The following is an 18,649-nucleotide window of genomic DNA, read 5'->3' as shown; positions in this document are numbered from 1 at the left end:
TGGCATAGTGCCCTGAGCGAACAGAGGGGTTGGGGTCTTGGGCAGCTGGCGGGACAGGTTGAGGTACTGGTTCGACAGCACGATGGCGCGTGGTACTCCGGCGCTGATCGGTTTGCTGGGTTTGGCATCGGCTCTGCTGGTGCTGGCGGTCTCGGCGCTGGTGCTGATGTTCGCCCCCGGCGATGTGGGCGAGCACCGTGGCTGGCACGGTGTGCTCTGGATGGGCCTGCTCCGGACGCTTGATCCCGGCACGATGGGCGGCGATCAAGGCGGGCTGGTCTTCCTCGGCCTGATGCTGGCCGTGACGCTGGGTGGCATCTTCATCGTGAGTTCGTTCATCGGTGTCCTCACCACGGGTCTCGAGAACAAGATCGCGGAACTACGGAAAGGCCGGTCACGCATCGTCGAGCGCGACCACACCGTCGTACTCGGCTGGTCGGAGCAGATCTTCACCGTGGTCGCCGAGCTCGTCCAGGCCAATCAGAGTCAGCGCAGGTCCTGCGTGGCGATCCTGGCCGACCATGACAAGGTCGAGATGGACGACGCGATCCGCGCCCGGGTACCCGAGCTGGGCCGGACTCGCGTCGTCTGCCGGTCCGGCAAGCCGCTGCATCCCGCCGACCTCGACCTGGTCAGTCTCTCGTCGGCGCGGTCGGTGATGGTCCTGCCGTCCGATGGCCCGGATTCCGACATCCACGTCGTCAAAGTCTTGCTCTCCCTGGGCAGCCGCGCGGCGACAGGCGACGGTCCGCACATCGTTGCCGCGGTCTGCGACTCCACCAACCTGCCCGCGGCCAGGCTCGCGGGCGGGCGGCGAGCGCAACTGGTCCGGGCCGACGAGCTCGCCGTACGGCTGATCGTCAACGCCCACCGTCAGTCCGGGTTGTCCGCGGTGTGTGCCGACCTGCTGGCCTTCGCGGGCAATGAGTTCTACCTGCGGTCCGAACCACAACTGGCCGGAACCACCTTCGGTACGGCGTTGCACGCGTACGAACTCGGCATACCGGTCGGGCTGCGGCACGCCGACGGAACCATCACGCTCAACCCGACCGGCGACCAGCCGATCACCGCGACCGACGAACTGATCGTGCTGGCCGAGGACGACACCCTGATCCGGCCCGCCGGAGCCGCACCACACGTCGTCGAGGCAGCGATCTCTGCACGGCCAAGACACGACCCCGCGCCCGAACGCACCCTAATGCTCGGCTGGAACGAGCGCGCACCCCAGATCATCGAACTCCTCGACACGTTCGCCTTCCCGGGATCGCACGTACTCATCGCCTGCCCCGACGTCGTCGACCAACTCATCGGCGCGACGACCAACCTGACCGTCGAGGTGATCCGCGCCGACCCGGCCAACCGGGTCGAGCTCGAAGCCCTCGATCCCCAGTTTTGCCAGCACGTCATCGTCTTGTCGGCCGACGGACTCGGCGCCCAGGAAGCCGATGCCAGGACGCTCATCACGCTGCTGCACCTGCGTGATCTGGCCGAGTCCCTCGACCAGCCGTACTCGATCGTCAGCGAAATCAACGACGACGCCAACCGCGAGATCGCCGAAGTCACCCGCGCCGACGACTTCGTGGTCAGCGAGAAACTGATCAGCCTGCTCCTCACTCAGCTGACCGAGAACCGCCACCTCGCGGCCGTCTTCGAAGACCTCTTCAACCCCACCGGCGCCGAGATCTACCTCAAACCCGCCGCCGGCTATCTACTCCCCGGCATGCCGGCCACCTTCAGCACGGTCGCCGAAGCGGCCGCCCGCCATGGCGAAACGGCCATCGGCTACCGCGTCCACGCCGAGTTCTACCAACCACCGGCCTACGGCGTCGTCCTGAACCCACCCAAACAAGCCCCACTCACGCTCACCGACAAGGACCGAGTCATCGTCCTGGCAGAGGACTGACCCTTGCATCGTCATCGCCACCCGGCGTACCGACACCACAACCGACTCCGGCCGCAGATCCGACCCACGGCGAATCAGGACAGGACGAAGTAGCGCAACCACAGGTACGGCGCCGCGATCGCGATCGTGATCGCAGTCATCACCGCACCCTTGCGGGTGAACTCCCAGAAGCTGATCGGATACCCGGCCCGGAGCGCGAGACCGATGACCACCACGTTCGCGCTCGCCCCGACCGCGGTCGCGTTGCCGCCGAAGTCCGCGCCGATCGCCAGAGCCCACCACAGGGCATGGGCCTGGCCCGGATCCGCAATGCCCTTGGTCAGTTCGGCCACGACCGGGCTCATCGTCGCGACGTACGGGATGTTGTCGACGATCCCGGACAGCACCGCGGACACCACCAGGATCAACATCACCGCCAGCAGCGCTCGTCCTTCGGTGATCTTGCCGATCTGAGCAGCAAGGTCACCGATCACGCCGGTCTTGACCAGTGCGCCGACCATCACGAACAGGCCGGCGAAGAACAACAGCGTCTGCCACTCGACGCTTGTCATGTACTGCCGGGTCTGCACCCCAGAGATCAGCACCAGCAGCCCGGCACCGAGCAGCGCCACCACTGACGGGGCGATATCCACAACCGCGCGCCCGACGAATCCGGCGAAGACCAGCAGCAACACCGCGCCACATTTGATCAGCAACCGCCGGTCCTCGATCGCCTCCCGCTCGTTCAACCGCATCACGTCCTCGACCCGCTCCGGATCGACCGTGAACGAGCCCTTGAACAGTCGAGGCAGGACCAGCGTGAACACCGCCAGCACGAGAATCACCAGCGGCGCCAGATGCACAAGGAAGTCGTTGAACGTCAGCCCCGACCGGCTGGCGATGATGATGTTCGGCGGGTCACCGATCAGCGTCGCCGTACCACCGATGTTGGAGGCCATCACCTCCGCGATCAGGAACGGCACCGGATTGATCCCGAGCCGGTCGCACACCAGCAACGTCACCGGCGCGATCAGCAGCACCGTAGTCACATTGTCCAGGAACGCCGAGGCCACCGCGGTGATCAGGGTCAGCAGGATCATCACCCGCAGCGGCGATCCCTTCGCCCGCTTGGCCGCCCAGATCGCGATGAACTCGAACAGCCCGGTACGGCGGACGATGCCGACGATCACCATCATCCCGAACAACAAGAAGATGACATCCCAGTCGACACCGGTCTCGTGCGAGTAGAACGCGTGCTCGGAATCGGTCACCCCGAGAGCGAGCAGCACCGCCGCTCCCCCGAGCGCCGCCAGCAACTTGTGCGTCCACTCGGTCGCGATCAGCGCATAGGCGACGACGAACACCACCACCGCGACGACGGTCATCCGCGGCTCCCGCCGCTCGGCAGACCGGCGTACGACGAGGCGCCGCAGGTCAGTGCGGTGTGACGGCGAGCTCGAGCAGCCTGGACGCGGTGATCGCTCCGAGGATCCGCCGGTCCTTCATCACCGCGACCAGTGGGCACCGCAGGCGGGCCATGATCGCCGCGATCTCCAGGATCGTGTCGTCGTGATTGACCACCGGTACCTCGGTGGGCTCGGCCGGCAGCAACTTCCGGACCGGAACACCTGACAACTTGTCGGCCACCCGATCCGCCAACTGCTCCCCGATCACCCGAGCCAACGAGGGATCGTCCTGCACATAGCTCGGGACCAGGAACCTCACAACCTGCGACGCCGGCAGCACCGCGAACGGGGAGCCGTCCCCGCCCACCACGATCAGACCCGGCAACCGCCGCGACGCCAGCAACTCGACCGCCCGCAGCGCATCCTCGTCCAGCCCTACCACCGGGTAGTCCTCGGCCATCTGCTCTCCGTGCACACCTCCACGGTACGCCGTGCCAACTCCGACCGATGACCACCACGAAGCCTCCCAGGACGCAACCGACCGACCCGCACCCAACTGGGTACGGGCATGCCGACCAGACTTCCCGGCGCACCAAGAGACACCCTCTCCCATTCCGTAGCCAGGAGCAACCAGGTCGGCCGACCCATGCTCGTCAGGTCGGTCACCCCGTTCGGACCCCTGTCATGGTCGATCAGCGGCCGCGGCACACCACGGGCGCTGTGCCCACCCATCCGATCGACCGGTCAGCGCCAGTGCGTGATCGGCTGCAAGTGCGCGTACGAGAATCTTGCCAACCGCTTGGCCAACGCTGGACTGGTAGGTCTGACAGACCGGGGCTTGAGGGACGTGCGCCTCTGCCGTCCTAGGTGGTCTTCGTCAGATGATGCTCACTGTCGAAGGTGCGGAATCGGCGTACGCGGCCCGTTCGGTACGGCGTGGACGTCGGAAGATGCTGCTGGCAACGATCTCGTCGTGGTCGCCGGTGGCATCGGCTTGGCGCCACTACGTCCGCTTCTGCTGGACGCGCTGGCTGAACGGGCGGCGTACCGCAAGATCGTGCTGGTGGCCGGCGCACGCCCGCCGGACGAGTTCCTGTTCCGCGCCGAGCTGGATCGCTGGGCGGCACGCGACAACCTCGACGTCGAGCTCACCGTCGACCGGCCCGCGGCGGGCTCGCGCTGTGCGGGCACTGCCAGCTCGGGGACTTCCGCGAGTTGGTCGAGTCGGCGGATCGGGCAGACATGTTCAGGGGAACGAACGGTACGCGGTGGAACAACCGGCAACTGCTGTTTCACATGTTGCTCGGCTATCTGATCATCCGCGCCCTGCTGCGGCTTGTACGGATCTTCGGGCGGCTACCGAAGGGACCCAGTCGCGCACACGCCCACCTCTTGAACGCCGCGACCCGCCCGTTCGACGAGGTGAACTTTTTCTAGGCTCGTACGCCGCCGGGCACACGGTGAGCCCTGAGCGTATGGAGACCATGTGCGATCACGTGATCGCAATGCTGCACCAGCCGCTCGCCGCCGAATCGGACGCTGACCTCGCCCGCGGCATGCACTACCCGACGCCATGGATCCGTTCTTCAAGGACTACATGACCTTGGCCGACGTGTACCACTTCCCGACTCAGCACTACGACTTCCACTGTCACCAACTCACCTTGGACGGATGAGTCAGCAGCAGGTCCTGAGGTAGGCCTGCAGATCGGCCAAGGCGGCTGCTGCACCCTCTCGATCGGCGCTGTAGAGGACGCTCTTGCCTTCGCGACGGGCGCTGACGATGCCACCACGGCGCAGCAGGTCGAGCTGCTGCGATGCGGTGGACTGGCCGATGCCGGCGTGTTCGGCAACTTCGTTGACCGAGAGTTCGGTACCGCGGGCGAACAGCAACATGATCCGCTGCCGGGTAGGGCTGGACAGGGCCTTGAGGAAATCGTGCGTGGCGGCGTGGAGCTCGACCAGGTCGTCGACGGCGTCAGCCGGCGCTGCCTTCGGGTCTGCTTGCTGCGCCATGAACCCAGACTAGCCAGTATCGTCATTTCGTCATATCGGGATATTAGGATATGTTCGCGACGTGACCAATGCAGGCAACTCCGTTGTGATCATCGGCGGTGGACAGTCGGGGCTGGCGGGGGCGTTCGCGGCTCGTGACGCCGGGATGCGGCCGGTACTGCTGGAGGCAGGCGATCGAACGATCGGCTCCTGGCCGGCGTACTACGACAGCCTCACGCTCTTCTCCCCCGCCCGCTACAGCGGCTTCCCGGGTGCACCATTTCCTGGCGATCCGGATCGCTACCCCACCAGGGACGAGGTGGTCGCCTACCTCGAACGGCTCTCCTTGGACCTTGACGCCGAGATCCACACCAGGACACGAGTCACAGCCGTCGCGCACGACGGCATCGGCTTCATCGTGCGGACCGACGCCGGGGAGGAGTTTCGTTCCGCAGGTGTCATCTGCGCCAGCGGGTCGTTCACCAACCCGCACATTCCGGCAATCCCCGGCACCTTCGACGGCCAGCTGCTGCACGTCGCGGACTACCGCGGCCCCAAGCAGTACGCCGGCCGGCGCGTCGTCGTGGTCGGCGCCGGGAACTCCGCGATCCAGGTCGCCTACGAGCTGGCAGAAGTCGCCAACGTGACGATGGCGGTACGACGTCCCATCCAGTTCGTGCCGCAGATCCGTGGCGGCCGCGACATGCACTACTGGCTACACACCCTCCGGCTCGACCTCCTGCCACCGGCCGTCCTCAGCAGACTCATCCACGGCACCCCCGTCTTCGACACCGGCACCTACAGCAACGCACTGAAGTCCAGGCAGCTGGATCAGCGACCCATGTTCACTCGCTTCGACGTCGACCACCTGGTGTGTACGGATGGTAACCGGGAGCACGTCGACACCGTCATCCTCGCGACCGGCTATCGGCCCGACCTCCCCTACCTGGACGGCCTCGGTGCACTGGATAGCGCCGGATTGCCGCTGCACAGCCGCGGCATCTCACTAACCCACCCAGGCTTGGCCTACCTCGGTGTGGAGTTCCAGCGGTCGTTCTCGTCGAACACGCTGCGTGGCGTCGCCCGAGATGCGAAGTACGTCGTCAAGGCGCTCAGCAAGCGCCTCCGCGGCTAGCGGCCGTTCTGGAGGAAGGTGGGGCCCGGGAGCAGCGCGCGGAGGGTTTGGAGCTGCTCCGGGACGATCGAGTACCAGGACCAGAGGCCTCGCTTCTCCCGAGCGAGAATGCCCGCGGTGACGAGGATCTTCAGGTGATGGCTGATGGTTGGCTGGCTGAGCTCCAGAGGCTCGGTCAAGTCGTTGACACACGCCTCGCCGTTGGCGCTCGACTCGATCATCGCGAGGAGTTGCAGGCGAGTCGGGTCGGACAGAGCCTTGAGTACGACGGCCAGCCGCTCGGCCTCGTCGCGGTCGATCGCGACGCCGGTGACAGAGTGAGCGCTGTCGTCGCTGGCTGCACCGGCTCGAGCGGCGCTTTGACGGGGGCTCACCACTGCAGTGTAGATCGCCACCTGCGTGGAAAACGTATCGGCGGCGAATATGTTCATCCACCAGACACACTGAGGAACCGAACCGGCCGCCCCGACAGCAGGCGGCCGGTCCATTGCCACCGCTCAGGCGCCGATCTCGCCGCCGTCCGGTCGCCAGGTGACGATCACTGCCGGTCGCGCGAAGTCGCCGTCAGGCCAGGTACTGGCCGGCTTGTCCACCGAAGCGTCGGTGATTTCGCCGGGGTGCTGCACCGACACGACAACCGATTTGTTGTCCGGTACGACGTACGCCGAAGCCTGCTCGGCGCCACGCGGAACCGACAGGAACTGCTTCGCCTTACCCCGTTCCGGTCCTTCGACCGCAACCGCGAACAGGCCGTCGTTGAAGTTGGTCCCGGCGTGGTCCGCCAGCGCATTGCCGTCGGTAGAGATCCACAGGTTGCCGTGGGCATCGAAGTCGAGATTGTCCGGGCAGGAGATCGGCGAGACCTTCGTCTTGTCGTAGCCGGCGAAGTACGTCGAGGGATCGGCCGGGTCACCGCACACGATCGGCAGTGACCAGACGAACGTCTCGCCGGCATGGTTCCCGCTGTCCTCGACGATCTCCAAGATCTGCCCGTGTTTGTTGCTGTTGCGCGGGTTGGCCTCGTCCGCCGCGGCCTGGCCGGCGGCGCCGCGGTTGCTGTTGTTGGTCAGCGCAACGTAGATCTTGCCGGTCAGCTTGCTGACCTCGATGTCCTCGGGCCGGTCCATCTTGGTAGCGCCGGCCTTGTCAGCGGCGAGTCGGGTATGTACCAGCACCTCGTCGATCGCCATGCCGGCCACCATGGAGTTGCCGTCGCGCGTCAGCGGGATCCAGGTGCCGGTCCCGTTGAAGGCACCGTCGCTCGGCAGCTTGCCGGTCCCGTCGATCTCTGCGGCGCTGGTGAAGCCGAGCTTGGCGACGTACAGACTGCCCGACTCCAGCAGGCGACGATTGCTCTCCCGATCCGCCTTCGAGTTCCCGGTCCGGAGCTTGCGGTCGGAGACGAACTTGTACATGTAGTCGAAGCGCTCGTCGTCGCCCATGTAAGCGACCACCTGACCAGTCTTCGCGACGACGACGGCCGCACCCTCGTGCTTGAAGCGTCCGAGAGCGGTGTGCTTGCGCGGCGCCGAGTGCTTGTCGTACGGATCGACCTCGAGGATCCAGCCGAACCGGTTGGGCTCATGAGGATTCTTCGACACGTCGAAGCGCGAGTCCGCCTTGTCCCAGTAGCGGCTTCCCGACGGGTAGCGCTTGGTGATGTCGATGCCGTACCGGGCAAGCGCCGGCTTGGCGTCAGCGGGTGCACCGTCAGCGCCGACGAAGTACTGGTTGAAGTTCTCCTCGCCGGACAACACCGTTCCCCACGGCGTCAATCCACCCGAGCAGTTGTTCAGTGAGCCGAGAACCCGTACGCCGCCTGGGTCGGCAGCCGTACGCAGCAACGGCGACCCGGCCGCCGGGCCGGTGAACTCCATCGGCGTGGAGCCGGTCAGCCGGCGGTTGTAGCTGCGCCGGCCGTGCGTGACGACGCGCCACTCGCCGGTGTGCCCGACCCGCTCGACCTCGACGACGCTCATGCCGTGCGCGGCCAGCGCGATGCGCATCTGCTCCGCTGTGGCCGTGGCTCCCCCTGCGTAGCCACGGAACATCAACTCTTCGTTGGTGTACTCATGGTTGACGACCAGGAGTCCCCGGCTGAATCGACGGTCGAGCGGCACCACGACCAGGATGTCGTTGTTGTAGCCGAACTGACCCGCCTGGGCCCCGGGGCTCTGCCGATCGACGTCGAACGCCGGTGCTCCAGGCAGGATCGGGTCACCCCAGCGGATCAGCACATGCTCGTCGTACCCGTTCGGGACGATCACGGTGTCGAGCGTGTTCGGCGGGATCGCCTTGAAGGTCAGCCCGGCGCCGGATGGGCCGCCTTCCACCGAAAGTGCGCCGGAAGCACCGGCTGGGACGGCAGCCGCGGGCACGGCGCCTGCCGCGCCCGCGCCGATCACCAGCGCACTCACGGCGCCGGCCTTGAAGATGCCCCGGCGGGACACCTCCGTCTTCACGGCGTCACCGAGGTAGGTGTTGCCGGAGGTGTTCGGCGCCGGGTTTGCGCAGGCATTCCCGCACCGGTAGAGACAAGTCATAGAACTGCGGCCACCATGTCCGTCAGCCAGCGGCAGCAGCCGGCGCGGCTCGTCAGCGAGCGTCATGCGTCCCCTCCTCGAGATTGAAGCAGTCGCGGCGACGCTAACAACCGCATAGTCGTTCATCTATGTAGTTACCGGTGACCAATCGGTGGCCATCAAGTGAACGGACCACGCCGCGCCACGCAGCGAACGCGGGCGATCACGACCCGGATCCCATACATCGACATTCGTCTATATGAGGTGAACTGATCACCATCCGTTCACCTGGCGTTTACATCGAACTTCTTCGATTTAGTTGTTGCGTGAACGCGTGACAGCTCGTGATGCCCCGGTCTGACGGGGCCCAACTCAGGAGGGGTGCCCGGTGGTCATCCGCCCGGTCAAGTACATGCGTTACCTCGCCGTCTCCGCGGCCGCCGTACTGGCGTTGTCCGCGTGCGGCGGCAACAACAACGACTCGCCGTCCAGCTCGAGCGGGAGCGGTACGGCGCTGTCCGGCCAGGTGGTCGCCGACGGCTCCAGCACCGTCGAGCCGCTCACCGCGGCCGCGGGTGAGCTGTTCAAGGAGGAGCAGAAAGGCGTCGACGTAGCCGTCGGTACCTCCGGCACGGGGGGTGGGTTCAAGAAGTTCTGCGCCGGTGAAACCGACATCTCCGATGCGTCCCGGCCGATCAAGCCCGAGGAGAAGAAGCTGTGTGACGCCAAGGGCATCACCTTCTCCGAGCTGCAGGTCGCCAACGACGCCTTGACCGTCGTCGTGAACAAGGACAACGACTGGGTCGACTGCCTCACCGTCGCCCAACTGAAGAAGATGTGGGAGCCGAAGTCGCAGGTGAAGACCTGGGACCAGGTCGACCCCAAGTTCCCCAAGGAACCGCTTCCGCTGTACGGCGCGGGTTCGGACTCGGGCACCTTCGACTACTTCACCGGCGCCATCAACGGCAAAGAAGGCGACAGCCGGACCGACTACAACCCGAGCGAGGACGACAACGTCACCGTTCAGGGAGTTGCCGGCGCCAAGGGCGCACTCGGGTACTTCGGTTACTCGTACTTCGAGGAGAACCAGGACAAGCTGAAGGCGGTCAAGATCGACGGCGGCAAGGGTTGCGTGGGCCCGTCGGTCGAGGCAGCGCAGGACGGTAGCTACGCGCCGCTGTCCAGGCCGTTGTTCATCTACCCGTCGTCCGCCGCGCTGAAGAAGGCCCAGGTAGAGAAGTTCGTCGAGTTCTACCTGGAGAAGAACCAGGAGATCGTCGAGGCGGCCAAGTTCATCCCGCTGACGGACCCGCAAAAGTCGAAGGCGAAGACCGAACTGGACGACCTCAAGGCCAAGGCCGGTCAGTGAGCGCCACGGCAGAGACGGCGGGCGATCGCTCCAACAGGAGCGATCGGCCGCCGGCCTGGCGTGGACCCGCGATCGATCTGCGCCGGCAGAGCTCGCGCGTCGGCGAGCGGGTCATCAAGGCGGCTCTCATCGCCGCGGCCTGGTTGTCGGTCGCCGTGACCATCGGCATCGTGGTGTCGCTCCTCGCACCCACCGTGACGTTCTTCACCCATGTCAGCCTCGGCAGCTTTCTGACCGGCACCGAGTGGACCGGCGGCTTCGGCGACAAGTTCAGCTGGACCGACAAGGCATGGGGCGTCTTGCCACTGGTCGTCGCCACCTTGGTCGTGACGCTGATCGCCCTGGTCGTCGCCGTACCGCTCGGGCTCGGCGCAGCGATCTACCTCAGCGAGTACGCCTCCGAGCGAGTCCGCAAGGTGCTCAAGCCTGTGCTCGAGGTGCTGGCCGGCATCCCGACCGTCGTCTACGGCTTCCTCGCGCTGACGATCGTCACGCCGATCCTGGGTCACCTCGTGAAGTTCGACACCATTCAGAACATGCTCTCCCCCGGCATCGTGATGGGATTCATGATCGTCCCGACCATCGCGTCACTGGGTGAAGACGCGATGTCCGCCGTACCGCTGGCTCTGCGGCAAGGGTCGTACGCACTCGGTGCCAACCGGATGAAGACGACGCTGCGGGTGGTGTTCCCGGCCGCCTTGTCCGGGATCGTCGCGGCGATCGTGCTCGGGTTCTCCCGCGCGGTCGGGGAGACGATGATCGTCACCATCGCCGCCGGCAGCCGGGCACAGCTGACCTTCGATCCGCGGGAAGGCGCCCAGACCATGACCGGCTTCATCGCTCAGGTCGCCAGCGGCGACGCACCGCAGGGCTCGCCGGTCTACTACTCGCTGTTCGCCGTGGGCGCCCTGCTCTTCGCCATCACGTTCCTGATCAACCTGGCCAGCATCCGTTTGGTGCGCAAGTACAGGCAGGCCTACTGATGACCACAGCAACCGCGAACCGAGCCGCCACACTCACCCGCGGGCGGCGTCGGGACGGCATCGCCTCAGCGGTGTTCGCAGCCGTCCTCTGGCTGTGCCTGGCACTGATCTGCGTGTTCCTCTTCTTCGTCCTTGCCGTGATCATTCAGAAAGGGCTGGCCCGCCTCGACGGGAACCTGATCGGCAACCAGCCGTCGAAGATCAGGCCCCAGACCGCCGGCGTGCAATCCGCACTTCTTGGCACCTTGTGGGTCGGCGCGATGACTGCCCTGATCGCACTGCCGCTCGGCATCGCCGCCGCCGTCTACCTGGAGGAGTACGCGAACCGCGAGAAGTGGTGGAACCGCGCGATCGAGCTCAACATCCAGAATCTTGCGGCCGTCCCCGCGGTCATCTACGGCATCCTCACCCTCGGGTTCGTCGTCCGCGGCCCACTGTCGATCGGCGCCGTCGTGATGGCCGGCGGCATCGCGCTCGCGCTGCTGATTCTCCCCGTCATCATCATCACGACCAGGGAAGCGATGCGCGCCGTGCCGCGTGAGATCCGCGACGGCTCCCTCGCACTCGGCGCGACCGAGTGGCAAACGACCTGGAAGCAGGTGCTGCCCGCCGCCGTGCCCGGGATCGCCACCGGCTCGATCCTGGCGATGTCGCGGGCAATCGGCGAGGCCGCACCGCTGATCCTGGTCGGCGCGACGACGTTCGTCACCTTCAACCCGGACGGCGTGCTGTCGAAGTACACGACGCTCCCGGTGCAGATCTACAACCTCGTCCCACAGGACCGCGACGCGTTCCGCGACCTCGCGTACGCCGCGATCCTGCTGCTCATCTTCGTCCTGCTGGCCATGAACGCCGTCGCGATCTGGCTGCGCAACCGCTACCAGCGTCGCTGGTGACCATGACCACCCCGGGAGACCAGCCCATGACGAACGTCGAACCAGATCTCGCCACCGTTCCCGAGACGCACGGAGCGCCCGGCGCACCACACGAGATCCATGTCGAACTCGGCGACCGGACGAACCACCGCGTGCCGTCGGCCGAGCCCGACGGTGTGATCGAACTGCGCGATCTCGAGGTGTTCTACGAGAAGTTCCTCGCCGTCTCGGGCGTCGACATGATCTTCGGCAGCAAGGAGATCACCGCCCTGATCGGTCCGTCCGGCTGCGGCAAGTCCACGGTGCTCCGCTGCCTCAACCGGATGAACGACCTCGTCCCCGGCGCCCACGTGATGGGTAAGGTGACGTTCCACGGCATGGACATGTACGACCCGAGCGTCGACGTGATCGAGGTACGGCGCCGAATCGGCATGGTGTTCCAGAAGCCGAACCCGTTCCCCAAGTCGATCTACGACAACGTCGCCTACGGACCGCGCGTCACCGGTATGAAGCCGGACAACATGGACGAGGTCGTCGAGAAGGCCCTGCACGGCGCCGCGCTGTGGGACGAGGTGAAGGACAAGCTCAAGCAGAGTGCCTACGGCCTGTCCGGCGGCCAGCAACAGCGGCTGTGCATCGCCCGCACGATCGCCACCAGCCCGGAGGTGATCCTGATGGACGAGCCGTGCTCGGCCCTCGACCCGATCGCCACGGCGAAGATCGAGGACCTCATGGTCGAGCTCGCCAAGACCTACACGATCATCATCGTCACCCACAACATGCAGCAGGCGGCACGGGTTTCGCACCGCACGGCCTTCTTCACCGCCGCGGCGGACGAGCACGGCCAGCGGACCGGTCGGTTGGTGGAGTTCGACAACACCAGCAAGATCTTCGGCAACCCGTCCGACAAACGCACCGAGGCCTACATCACCGGCCGGTTTGGGTGACCGCCATGACCGCCCCGATGATGAACCCGCCGACGGCAGACCTCCGCGCGCGCCGCCGGCTCAACCACCGGAAGTTGCGCATCTCTTTGCTGGTCATCGACCACGGTGACGACGTGGACAAGCTGCTTGCCGCCGCAGCCGGACAGCCGTTCGACATCCACGTCTGCGCCGATGCCGCGGAAGCGCTCCTCCATGTCGGCAGACTCTGCCCGGATGTCGTCCTCCTCGGTCCCTGCGGGGGACGGCTCGATCCGATCGAGTTCCTCACCATCGTGCGGGCCGACGACCCTCAGCAGCCGATCGTGGTCGGTGCGGACTCGGGCCGCAGTGAGTTCACCAGCCGGGCCAGCGACGCGGGCGCCAGTGCCGTCGTGCCGCGCCCGTACCGGGTACGCGAGTTGCTGGCGCTGATCAACTCGCTCGCCCCGGTCCCGAACCAGGTCGATCTGCGGCCGATGGTCCTGGACCTCGGTCGCCTCCGCGTCGACGGCGCCGTACCGCAGATGTGGCTCGATGGACACCAGATCGAACTGCCCCACATGGAGTTCCTGCTGCTGCGCTTCTTCGCCGAGCGACCCGGCGAATTGGTGACGCGGCAGGAACTTCTGGACGCCGTCTGGGGCAGGGGTGTCACAGTCCGCAGCAACACCCTCAACGTCCACATGATGCGGCTGCGCAAACGGCTCTGCTACGACGAGCAGGACCCACAGTGGATCAAGGTGATCCGCGGCGTCGGCTACCAGTTCAAGGTGCCGCCGAAGGCACCTGCTGTCGGCCAGGAGTTCGCCCAATGATGGCGCGGCAGGCGGCCACGCTTCGCCGTGGTTTGCTTGCCTGAGGCAAAGTCGGCTGCGGACGAGGAGAGCTGGACGATGAGGATTCTGGTGGTGGGCGGTTCCGATGCGGGGATCAGCGCGTCCCTGCGGGCGCGCGAGTACGCCCCGGACAGCACGGTGACGATGCTGGTCGCCGACTCCTACCCGAATTTCTCCATCTGTGGCATCCCCTACCACCTGTCCGGCGAGGTAGCCGACTGGCGCAACCTCGCTCACCGTACGGCGGCCGACATCGAGGCGACCGGGATCGACGTACGCATCAACCACACCGTGACGGCGGTCGATCCGACCACCAAGAGCGTCACCGCGTCCACCACCGATGGCCAGGTCGAGTTCGAGTACGACCGCCTCGTGATCGGCACCGGCGCGGAACCAGTCCGCCCGCCCATCGGCGGCCTCGACCACCTCGGGCCGGCCGACGGTGTACACCTGCTGCACACCATGGACGAGGCGCGAGGGTTGGATGAGGACCTCCGGCAGCGTGACGCCCGGCAGGTCGTGATCATCGGCGCCGGCTACATCGGAATCGAGATGGCCGAGGCCCTCACCAACCGCGGCATCGGCGTCACCGTCCTGGAGCGCCTCGACGGCGTTCTCCCCCGCACTCTCGATCAGCAGCTCGCCGACGAGATCACCGCCGAGCTCGAGGCCCACGGGGTCGAAGTGCGCTGCGGTACGACCGTGACCGAGGTACGGCGTGACGGCGCCGGGCTGGCTGTGGTCGCCGGTGATGGCAAGTGGAGTGCCGATGCGGTGCTCGTCGTCAGTGGTGTCACTCCGAACAGCGAATTGGCCGCGGCGACAGGTGTGCAGCTGAACGCGCACGGTGCGATCGTCGTCGACCGGCACATGCGGACCAGCGTCCCGGACATCTGGGCCGCCGGTGACTGCGTCCACACCCACCATGCGCTGCTGACCGAACCGACCTACGTTCCGTTGGGGACCACAGCTCATAAGCAAGGACGCGTCGCCGGCGAGAACGCGGCCGGCGGGCAGAAGGAGTTTGCCGGGATCGTCGGCACCCAGGTTGTCCGCGTCTTCGACCGCGTCGTAGCGGCGACCGGGCTTCGGGACATCGAGGCGACCGTGGCCGGCTACACACCCCTGACGGTGCAGAGCACCGCGGACGACCACAAGCGCTACTACCCCGGCGCAACCCCGATCCAGATCCGCCTGACCGGCGACCAGTCCACCGGCCGACTGCTCGGCGCCGAGCTGGTCGGAACCCACGGCGCCGAGATCGCCAAACGTGTCGACACGTACGCCGTCGCAGTGCAGAACGGACTGGCCGTCGAGCAGATCCTCGATCTCGACCTTTCCTACACGCCGCCCCTCGGAAGCCCTTGGGACGCCATCCAACTCGCCGCGCAGAGCTGGCTCGCAGCGCGGTAACCGGTCACCGGAGGCAGGTATGCGCAAGATCTACCACGAGCAGCTCGACGACATCCTCCCCGAGCTCGAACGTATGACCCGGACGGTCTCGACCGCCGTACGCCGCTCGACCGCCGCGCTGCTGACCGCCGACCTCGGCACCGCCGAAGAGGTGATCGCCGCCGACTCCCAGCTCGATGCCACCGGTGAGATGGTCGAGGAGAAGATCTTCGAGCTGATCGCCCGCCAGGCCCCGGTCGCCGACGAACTCCGGATGCTGGTCGCCGCGCTGCGGATGGTCGCCGACCTCGAGCGAATGGGCGACCTCGCCGCCCACGTCGCGAAGATCGCCCGCCTGAGGTACCCGTTGCCGGCCATCCCAGTCGAGCTCGAAAGCCTCATCGAGGACATGGGCCGGGTTGCCCAGCGGTTGGTCGACCAGGCCGGCAACGTCATCAACAGCCGCGATGTCTCGGCCGCCCAGCAGATCGCGTCGGACGATGACGAGATGGACAGGCTGCGCAGCAACCAGTTCCGTTTGATGATGGCCCCCTCCTGGCCCCACGGGGTCGAGGTCGCTGTCGACATCGCCCTCCTCGGCCGCTACTACGAGCGCATCGCCGACCACGCCGTCTCGATGGCGCGAAGCATCATCTTCCTGGTCACCGGGGAGATGCCGCTCGCTCAGTAGACACGCGGCTGCCCAGCGCGAGGAACCCTCCGGCCATCACGCAGGCAGCGGCGACCATGAGGATCAGGGAGCGGTAGCCAACGGTTGCCGCCAGCACGGCTCCGCCGAGCGGCGCGGACGCCCGAGCGACCAGGACCGGAGCAGCAAGCATGCCCGCGATCGTGCCGTACCCGGTGGCGCCGTAGCGGTCGAGCAGGATCGCCGGCGTCGCGATCGACGCGACACCGAACCCGAGGCCGAACAAGATCAGGCAAGCGATCGCCCCGGCAACATGGCGCCCGACAACCGGCAGCAGCGACATCGCCGCGCCCTGCACAACGAAGATCACAGCGGCGATGGAGGCCATCGGCAACCATCGCGTCGCGACCGTGGTCACGACCCGCCCGGTCACCGACAGCAGGCCCAGGAGTCCGGCCAGAGTGGCGGCCAGCGCGGACGAGTGGCCGAGGCTGATCAGGTACAACACCAGGTGGACGGCGATCACCGCCAGCGCGGCACCGTGCAAGACGAAGGTCGCGGCAAGCAACCAGAACCCGGAGTCGCGCAGCACCTGGCTTGGCGGGTGGTGCCGATGCCGATCTACCCGATCTCCGGGAGACGCCGTACGCCGCAGCGCCAGGCCATGCAGCGGCACCGTCACTGCTGCGAGCATCACCGCCAAGACGACTAGGGTGTGGCGCCACTCCAGCCTTGCAACCAATTGCCCGGTCAGCGGGATGAAGATGGAACTCGCGAAGCCTGCAACCAAGGTGATACTGAGCAGCGCCTTCGCCCGCCGCGCCGGATCGGTGACCGCCACCACCACGGCGAAGGCAGGCTCATACAGCACCATCGCCGACGCCGCGCCGATCACCACGAAAACCACGTACAGTCCGGCAGCGGACTGCACCTGAGACCAGGCGAGCACCGCAGCCGAACCGAGCACGGATCCGGCGGTCATGAGTCCGTGGCCGCCACGAGTATCCAGCCAGCGGCCGACCGGGATCGACAGTGCGCCTGTCACCAGGACGGCCGCGGTGAGCGCACCCGCAGCCGTCGCGGTGGAGACACGGAGATCCCGGCTCATCGGACCGACGACCACGCTGAAGGCGTAGTACAGGACGCCGTACCCGACGGTCTGGGTAACCGCGAGCGCTCCCACCAAGCGCCGCCGTCCAGGTCTGGCGGTTCGCTCCTCGGCCAGACCTGGACTGAGCGCCATCAGTTGCAGCAGCTCGACTGAGTGCTCGGCGCAGCGTCGATCACCGTGAGCAGTCCGCCACTGATCCCGGTCGCCAGACCGCGACCGACGGGCGCCTCGATTGTGACCGCTTGCGGAGCCGGACCACAGCAGCCGCCGGCCGCCTCGTCGGCGGAGTCGCCATACGCGAGATTCGACGAGCAGACGCCAGTCTCGGGCAGGTTCAGCTGCACGTCGCGAGCAGCCTCCCAATCGCCAGCGAGCGCCGCAACCACCGAGCGGGCCTGCTCGTAACCGGTTGCCAGCAGGAACGTCGGTGCGCGACCGTAGGACTTCGCGCCGACCGCGTAGTAGCCCGGCTCGGGGTGCTGGAGCTCGTCGACGCCATGCGGTGGGACGGTCCCACACGAGTGCTGGTTGGGGTCGATCAACGGCGCCAGCGCACGCGTCGAGCCCAGAATCGGGTCCAGGTCCAGACGCAGCTCGCCGACCATGTCATGGTCAGGACGGAAGCCGGTCGAGTTCACCACCGTGTCCACGACCACCTGCCGGTCCCCCGCGGTCAGCTCCACCCGGCCATCCGCCGAACGAGCCACGGACTCGATCCGGAAGCTGCTCACCAGCTCGACGCGACCCGACTGCACCAACCTCTTCAGCCGCGCACCGAGCGCACCACGAGCAGGAAGCTCGTCGGCGTCTCCGCCACCATAGGTCCGGGCCTGGTCCGCGCCCCGAACCACCCAGAGAACCTCGGTGCCCGGCTCGTGCTCACACAACTCGCCGAGCTCGAGCAGAGTCGTGGCCGCCGAGTGACCGGCGCCGACAACCGCGGTACGACGGCCCGCGAACCGCTCACGGTCACGCCCGAAGACATCCGGCAGGGCCCGTGAGATCCCCTCGGCGACGTCGCTCTCCCCACGCGCCGGGATACCGGAGCCGCCGAGGACGTTCGGGCGGCGCCAGGTCCCTGCCGCGTCGATCACTGCGGAGGCAAGCACCTCCTCGCCGTCGGCCAGGCGCACCAGGAAGGGTGCCTCCTCGCGTCCAGCCGTGCGGATACGGTCGAACCCCACCCGGGTCACCGCGGTCACGTCGGCGCCGTACCGGATCCGGTCCGCAAGCTTGGGCGTCTTTGCGAGCGGCGCCAGGTAGTCGTCGATCAGGTCGCCACCGGTCGGCAACTCGTCCAGGTTGGGCTCGATCCATTCCGACGTTTCGAGCAGACGGCGAGCCGCCCCGTCGATGTCGTAGCGCCACGGGCTGAACAGCTTCACGTGCCGCCACTCGTCGATCGCCGCGCCCACACTCGACCCGGACTCGAGGACCAGGAACTCCAGGCCACGCTCGGCCAGGTGCGCCGCTGCGGCCAGACCCACCGGACCTGCTCCGATGACTACCACCGGCTGTGTCACGATCATCCTCCGTGCTGTCTAGATGTTTATCTAATCACGAAGCTTG

General features: G+C 66.7%; 17 protein-coding genes. 10 read left to right on the top strand and 7 right to left on the bottom strand.

Features of this window, described 5'->3' with window-relative positions:
* Positions 1–82: 82 nt before the first annotated feature.
* On the top strand, positions 83–1,903 hold the full coding sequence (locus tag AB0E63_RS21755) for a hypothetical protein (RefSeq protein ID WP_360368918.1): 1,821 nt from the start codon (positions 83–85) through the stop codon (positions 1,901–1,903).
* Positions 1,904–1,977: 74 nt separating this feature from the next.
* On the opposite strand, the gene AB0E63_RS21750 is transcribed toward AB0E63_RS21755, so the two are convergent.
* Both AB0E63_RS21750 and AB0E63_RS21745 read right to left on the bottom strand, forming a co-directional pair.
* Positions 1,978–3,267: an ArsB/NhaD family transporter gene (locus AB0E63_RS21750; protein WP_360368915.1), complete on the bottom strand. Its 1,290-nt coding sequence runs from the start codon at positions 3,265–3,267 to the stop codon at positions 1,978–1,980.
* A gap of 49 nt (positions 3,268–3,316) precedes the next feature.
* Positions 3,317–3,763, bottom strand: coding sequence for a CBS domain-containing protein (locus AB0E63_RS21745; RefSeq protein ID WP_360368912.1), 447 nt, complete (start codon positions 3,761–3,763; stop codon positions 3,317–3,319).
* Positions 3,764–4,261: 498 nt separating this feature from the next.
* Here AB0E63_RS21745 and AB0E63_RS21740 point away from each other — a divergent pair, with 498 nt between their 5' ends.
* Positions 4,262–4,603: a hypothetical protein gene (locus tag AB0E63_RS21740; RefSeq protein ID WP_360368909.1), complete on the top strand. Its 342-nt coding sequence runs from the start codon at positions 4,262–4,264 to the stop codon at positions 4,601–4,603.
* 361 nt (positions 4,604–4,964) lie between these two features.
* On the opposite strand, the gene AB0E63_RS21735 is transcribed toward AB0E63_RS21740, so the two are convergent.
* Positions 4,965–5,303: a metalloregulator ArsR/SmtB family transcription factor gene (locus AB0E63_RS21735; RefSeq protein WP_360368906.1), complete on the bottom strand. Its 339-nt coding sequence runs from the start codon at positions 5,301–5,303 to the stop codon at positions 4,965–4,967.
* A 61-nt stretch (positions 5,304–5,364) separates the two neighbouring features.
* Here AB0E63_RS21735 and AB0E63_RS21730 point away from each other — a divergent pair, with 61 nt between their 5' ends.
* Positions 5,365–6,417 (top strand): NAD(P)/FAD-dependent oxidoreductase, encoded by a 1,053-nt coding sequence (locus AB0E63_RS21730; RefSeq protein ID WP_360368903.1) that lies wholly within the window; start codon positions 5,365–5,367, stop codon positions 6,415–6,417.
* Here the strand turns inward: AB0E63_RS21730 and AB0E63_RS21725 are convergent.
* Both AB0E63_RS21725 and AB0E63_RS21720 read right to left on the bottom strand, forming a co-directional pair.
* Complete coding sequence (locus AB0E63_RS21725; RefSeq protein WP_360368900.1) at positions 6,414–6,791, bottom strand: metalloregulator ArsR/SmtB family transcription factor; 378 nt, start codon at positions 6,789–6,791, stop codon at positions 6,414–6,416. The genes AB0E63_RS21730 and AB0E63_RS21725 overlap by 4 nt on opposite strands.
* Positions 6,792–6,914: 123 nt before the next feature.
* Positions 6,915–9,026: a PhoX family phosphatase gene (locus AB0E63_RS21720; protein WP_360368897.1), complete on the bottom strand. Its 2,112-nt coding sequence runs from the start codon at positions 9,024–9,026 to the stop codon at positions 6,915–6,917.
* 301 nt (positions 9,027–9,327) lie between these two features.
* Between AB0E63_RS21720 and AB0E63_RS21715 the strand changes: the two genes are divergently transcribed.
* From AB0E63_RS21715 to phoU, 7 genes are all read left to right on the top strand, one after another.
* Entirely contained in the window at positions 9,328–10,308 is a 981-nt protein-coding gene (locus AB0E63_RS21715; protein ID WP_360368894.1) for a PstS family phosphate ABC transporter substrate-binding protein, read from the top strand.
* Complete coding sequence (gene pstC / locus AB0E63_RS21710; protein ID WP_360368891.1) at positions 10,305–11,291, top strand: phosphate ABC transporter permease subunit PstC; 987 nt, start codon at positions 10,305–10,307, stop codon at positions 11,289–11,291. Before AB0E63_RS21715 ends, pstC begins: the two co-directional genes overlap by 4 nt.
* The gene (gene pstA / locus AB0E63_RS21705) at positions 11,291–12,187 is read left to right on the top strand and encodes a phosphate ABC transporter permease PstA (RefSeq protein WP_360368888.1); all 897 of its coding nucleotides are present in this window, start codon (positions 11,291–11,293) and stop codon (positions 12,185–12,187) included. The genes pstC and pstA overlap by 1 nt, the downstream gene beginning before the upstream one ends.
* 26 nt (positions 12,188–12,213) lie before the next feature.
* A complete protein-coding gene (gene pstB / locus AB0E63_RS21700; RefSeq protein WP_360368885.1) occupies positions 12,214–13,113 on the top strand; it encodes a phosphate ABC transporter ATP-binding protein PstB in 900 nt (299 codons plus the stop codon).
* A 5-nt stretch (positions 13,114–13,118) separates the two neighbouring features.
* Entirely contained in the window at positions 13,119–13,907 is a 789-nt protein-coding gene (locus AB0E63_RS21695) for a response regulator transcription factor (protein WP_360368882.1), read from the top strand.
* A gap of 78 nt (positions 13,908–13,985) precedes the next feature.
* Positions 13,986–15,341 (top strand): FAD-dependent oxidoreductase, encoded by a 1,356-nt coding sequence (locus tag AB0E63_RS21690; RefSeq protein WP_360368879.1) that lies wholly within the window; start codon positions 13,986–13,988, stop codon positions 15,339–15,341.
* Positions 15,342–15,360: 19 nt separating this feature from the next.
* A complete protein-coding gene (phoU, locus tag AB0E63_RS21685; RefSeq protein ID WP_360368876.1) occupies positions 15,361–16,011 on the top strand; it encodes a phosphate signaling complex protein PhoU in 651 nt (216 codons plus the stop codon).
* Here phoU and AB0E63_RS21680 read toward each other — a convergent pair.
* Both AB0E63_RS21680 and AB0E63_RS21675 read right to left on the bottom strand, forming a co-directional pair.
* Positions 15,983–17,212: an MFS transporter gene (locus AB0E63_RS21680; protein ID WP_360368873.1), complete on the bottom strand. Its 1,230-nt coding sequence runs from the start codon at positions 17,210–17,212 to the stop codon at positions 15,983–15,985. The genes phoU and AB0E63_RS21680 overlap by 29 nt on opposite strands.
* Positions 17,212–18,609 carry an FAD-dependent oxidoreductase gene (locus AB0E63_RS21675; RefSeq protein WP_360368870.1) on the bottom strand — a complete coding sequence of 466 codons (1,398 nt, stop codon included), beginning with the start codon at positions 18,607–18,609 and terminating at the stop codon, positions 17,212–17,214. Before AB0E63_RS21675 ends, AB0E63_RS21680 begins: the two co-directional genes overlap by 1 nt.
* Positions 18,610–18,649 lie beyond the last annotated feature (40 nt).

Origin of the sequence: Kribbella sp. NPDC026596, assembly GCF_040638415.1 — a bacterium.
In the GTDB taxonomy this organism is placed as follows: domain Bacteria; phylum Actinomycetota; class Actinomycetes; order Propionibacteriales; family Kribbellaceae; genus Kribbella.
Note: the sequence above shows the minus strand (reverse complement) of the source record. Positions and strands in the feature narration are given on the sequence as shown.

Excerpts from the sequence above, each read along its gene's own strand:
- AB0E63_RS21695 (WP_360368882.1), top strand. The coding sequence starts at position 13,119 with ATGACCGCCCCGATGATGAACCCGCCGACGGCAGACCTCCGCGCGCGC.
- phoU (WP_360368876.1), top strand. The coding sequence starts at position 15,361 with ATGCGCAAGATCTACCACGAGCAGCTCGACGACATCCTCCCCGAGCTC.
- AB0E63_RS21755 (WP_360368918.1), top strand. The coding sequence starts at position 83 with ATGGCGCGTGGTACTCCGGCGCTGATCGGTTTGCTGGGTTTGGCATCG.
- AB0E63_RS21680 (WP_360368873.1), bottom strand. The coding sequence starts at position 17,212 with ATGGCGCTCAGTCCAGGTCTGGCCGAGGAGCGAACCGCCAGACCTGGA.
- AB0E63_RS21720 (WP_360368897.1), bottom strand. The coding sequence starts at position 9,026 with ATGACGCTCGCTGACGAGCCGCGCCGGCTGCTGCCGCTGGCTGACGGA.
- AB0E63_RS21690 (WP_360368879.1), top strand. The coding sequence starts at position 13,986 with ATGAGGATTCTGGTGGTGGGCGGTTCCGATGCGGGGATCAGCGCGTCC.
- pstB (WP_360368885.1), top strand. The coding sequence starts at position 12,214 with ATGACGAACGTCGAACCAGATCTCGCCACCGTTCCCGAGACGCACGGA.
- AB0E63_RS21750 (WP_360368915.1), bottom strand. The coding sequence starts at position 3,267 with ATGACCGTCGTCGCGGTGGTGGTGTTCGTCGTCGCCTATGCGCTGATC.
- AB0E63_RS21675 (WP_360368870.1), bottom strand. The coding sequence starts at position 18,609 with ATGATCGTGACACAGCCGGTGGTAGTCATCGGAGCAGGTCCGGTGGGT.
- AB0E63_RS21735 (WP_360368906.1), bottom strand. The coding sequence starts at position 5,303 with ATGGCGCAGCAAGCAGACCCGAAGGCAGCGCCGGCTGACGCCGTCGAC.
- pstA (WP_360368888.1), top strand. The coding sequence starts at position 11,291 with ATGACCACAGCAACCGCGAACCGAGCCGCCACACTCACCCGCGGGCGG.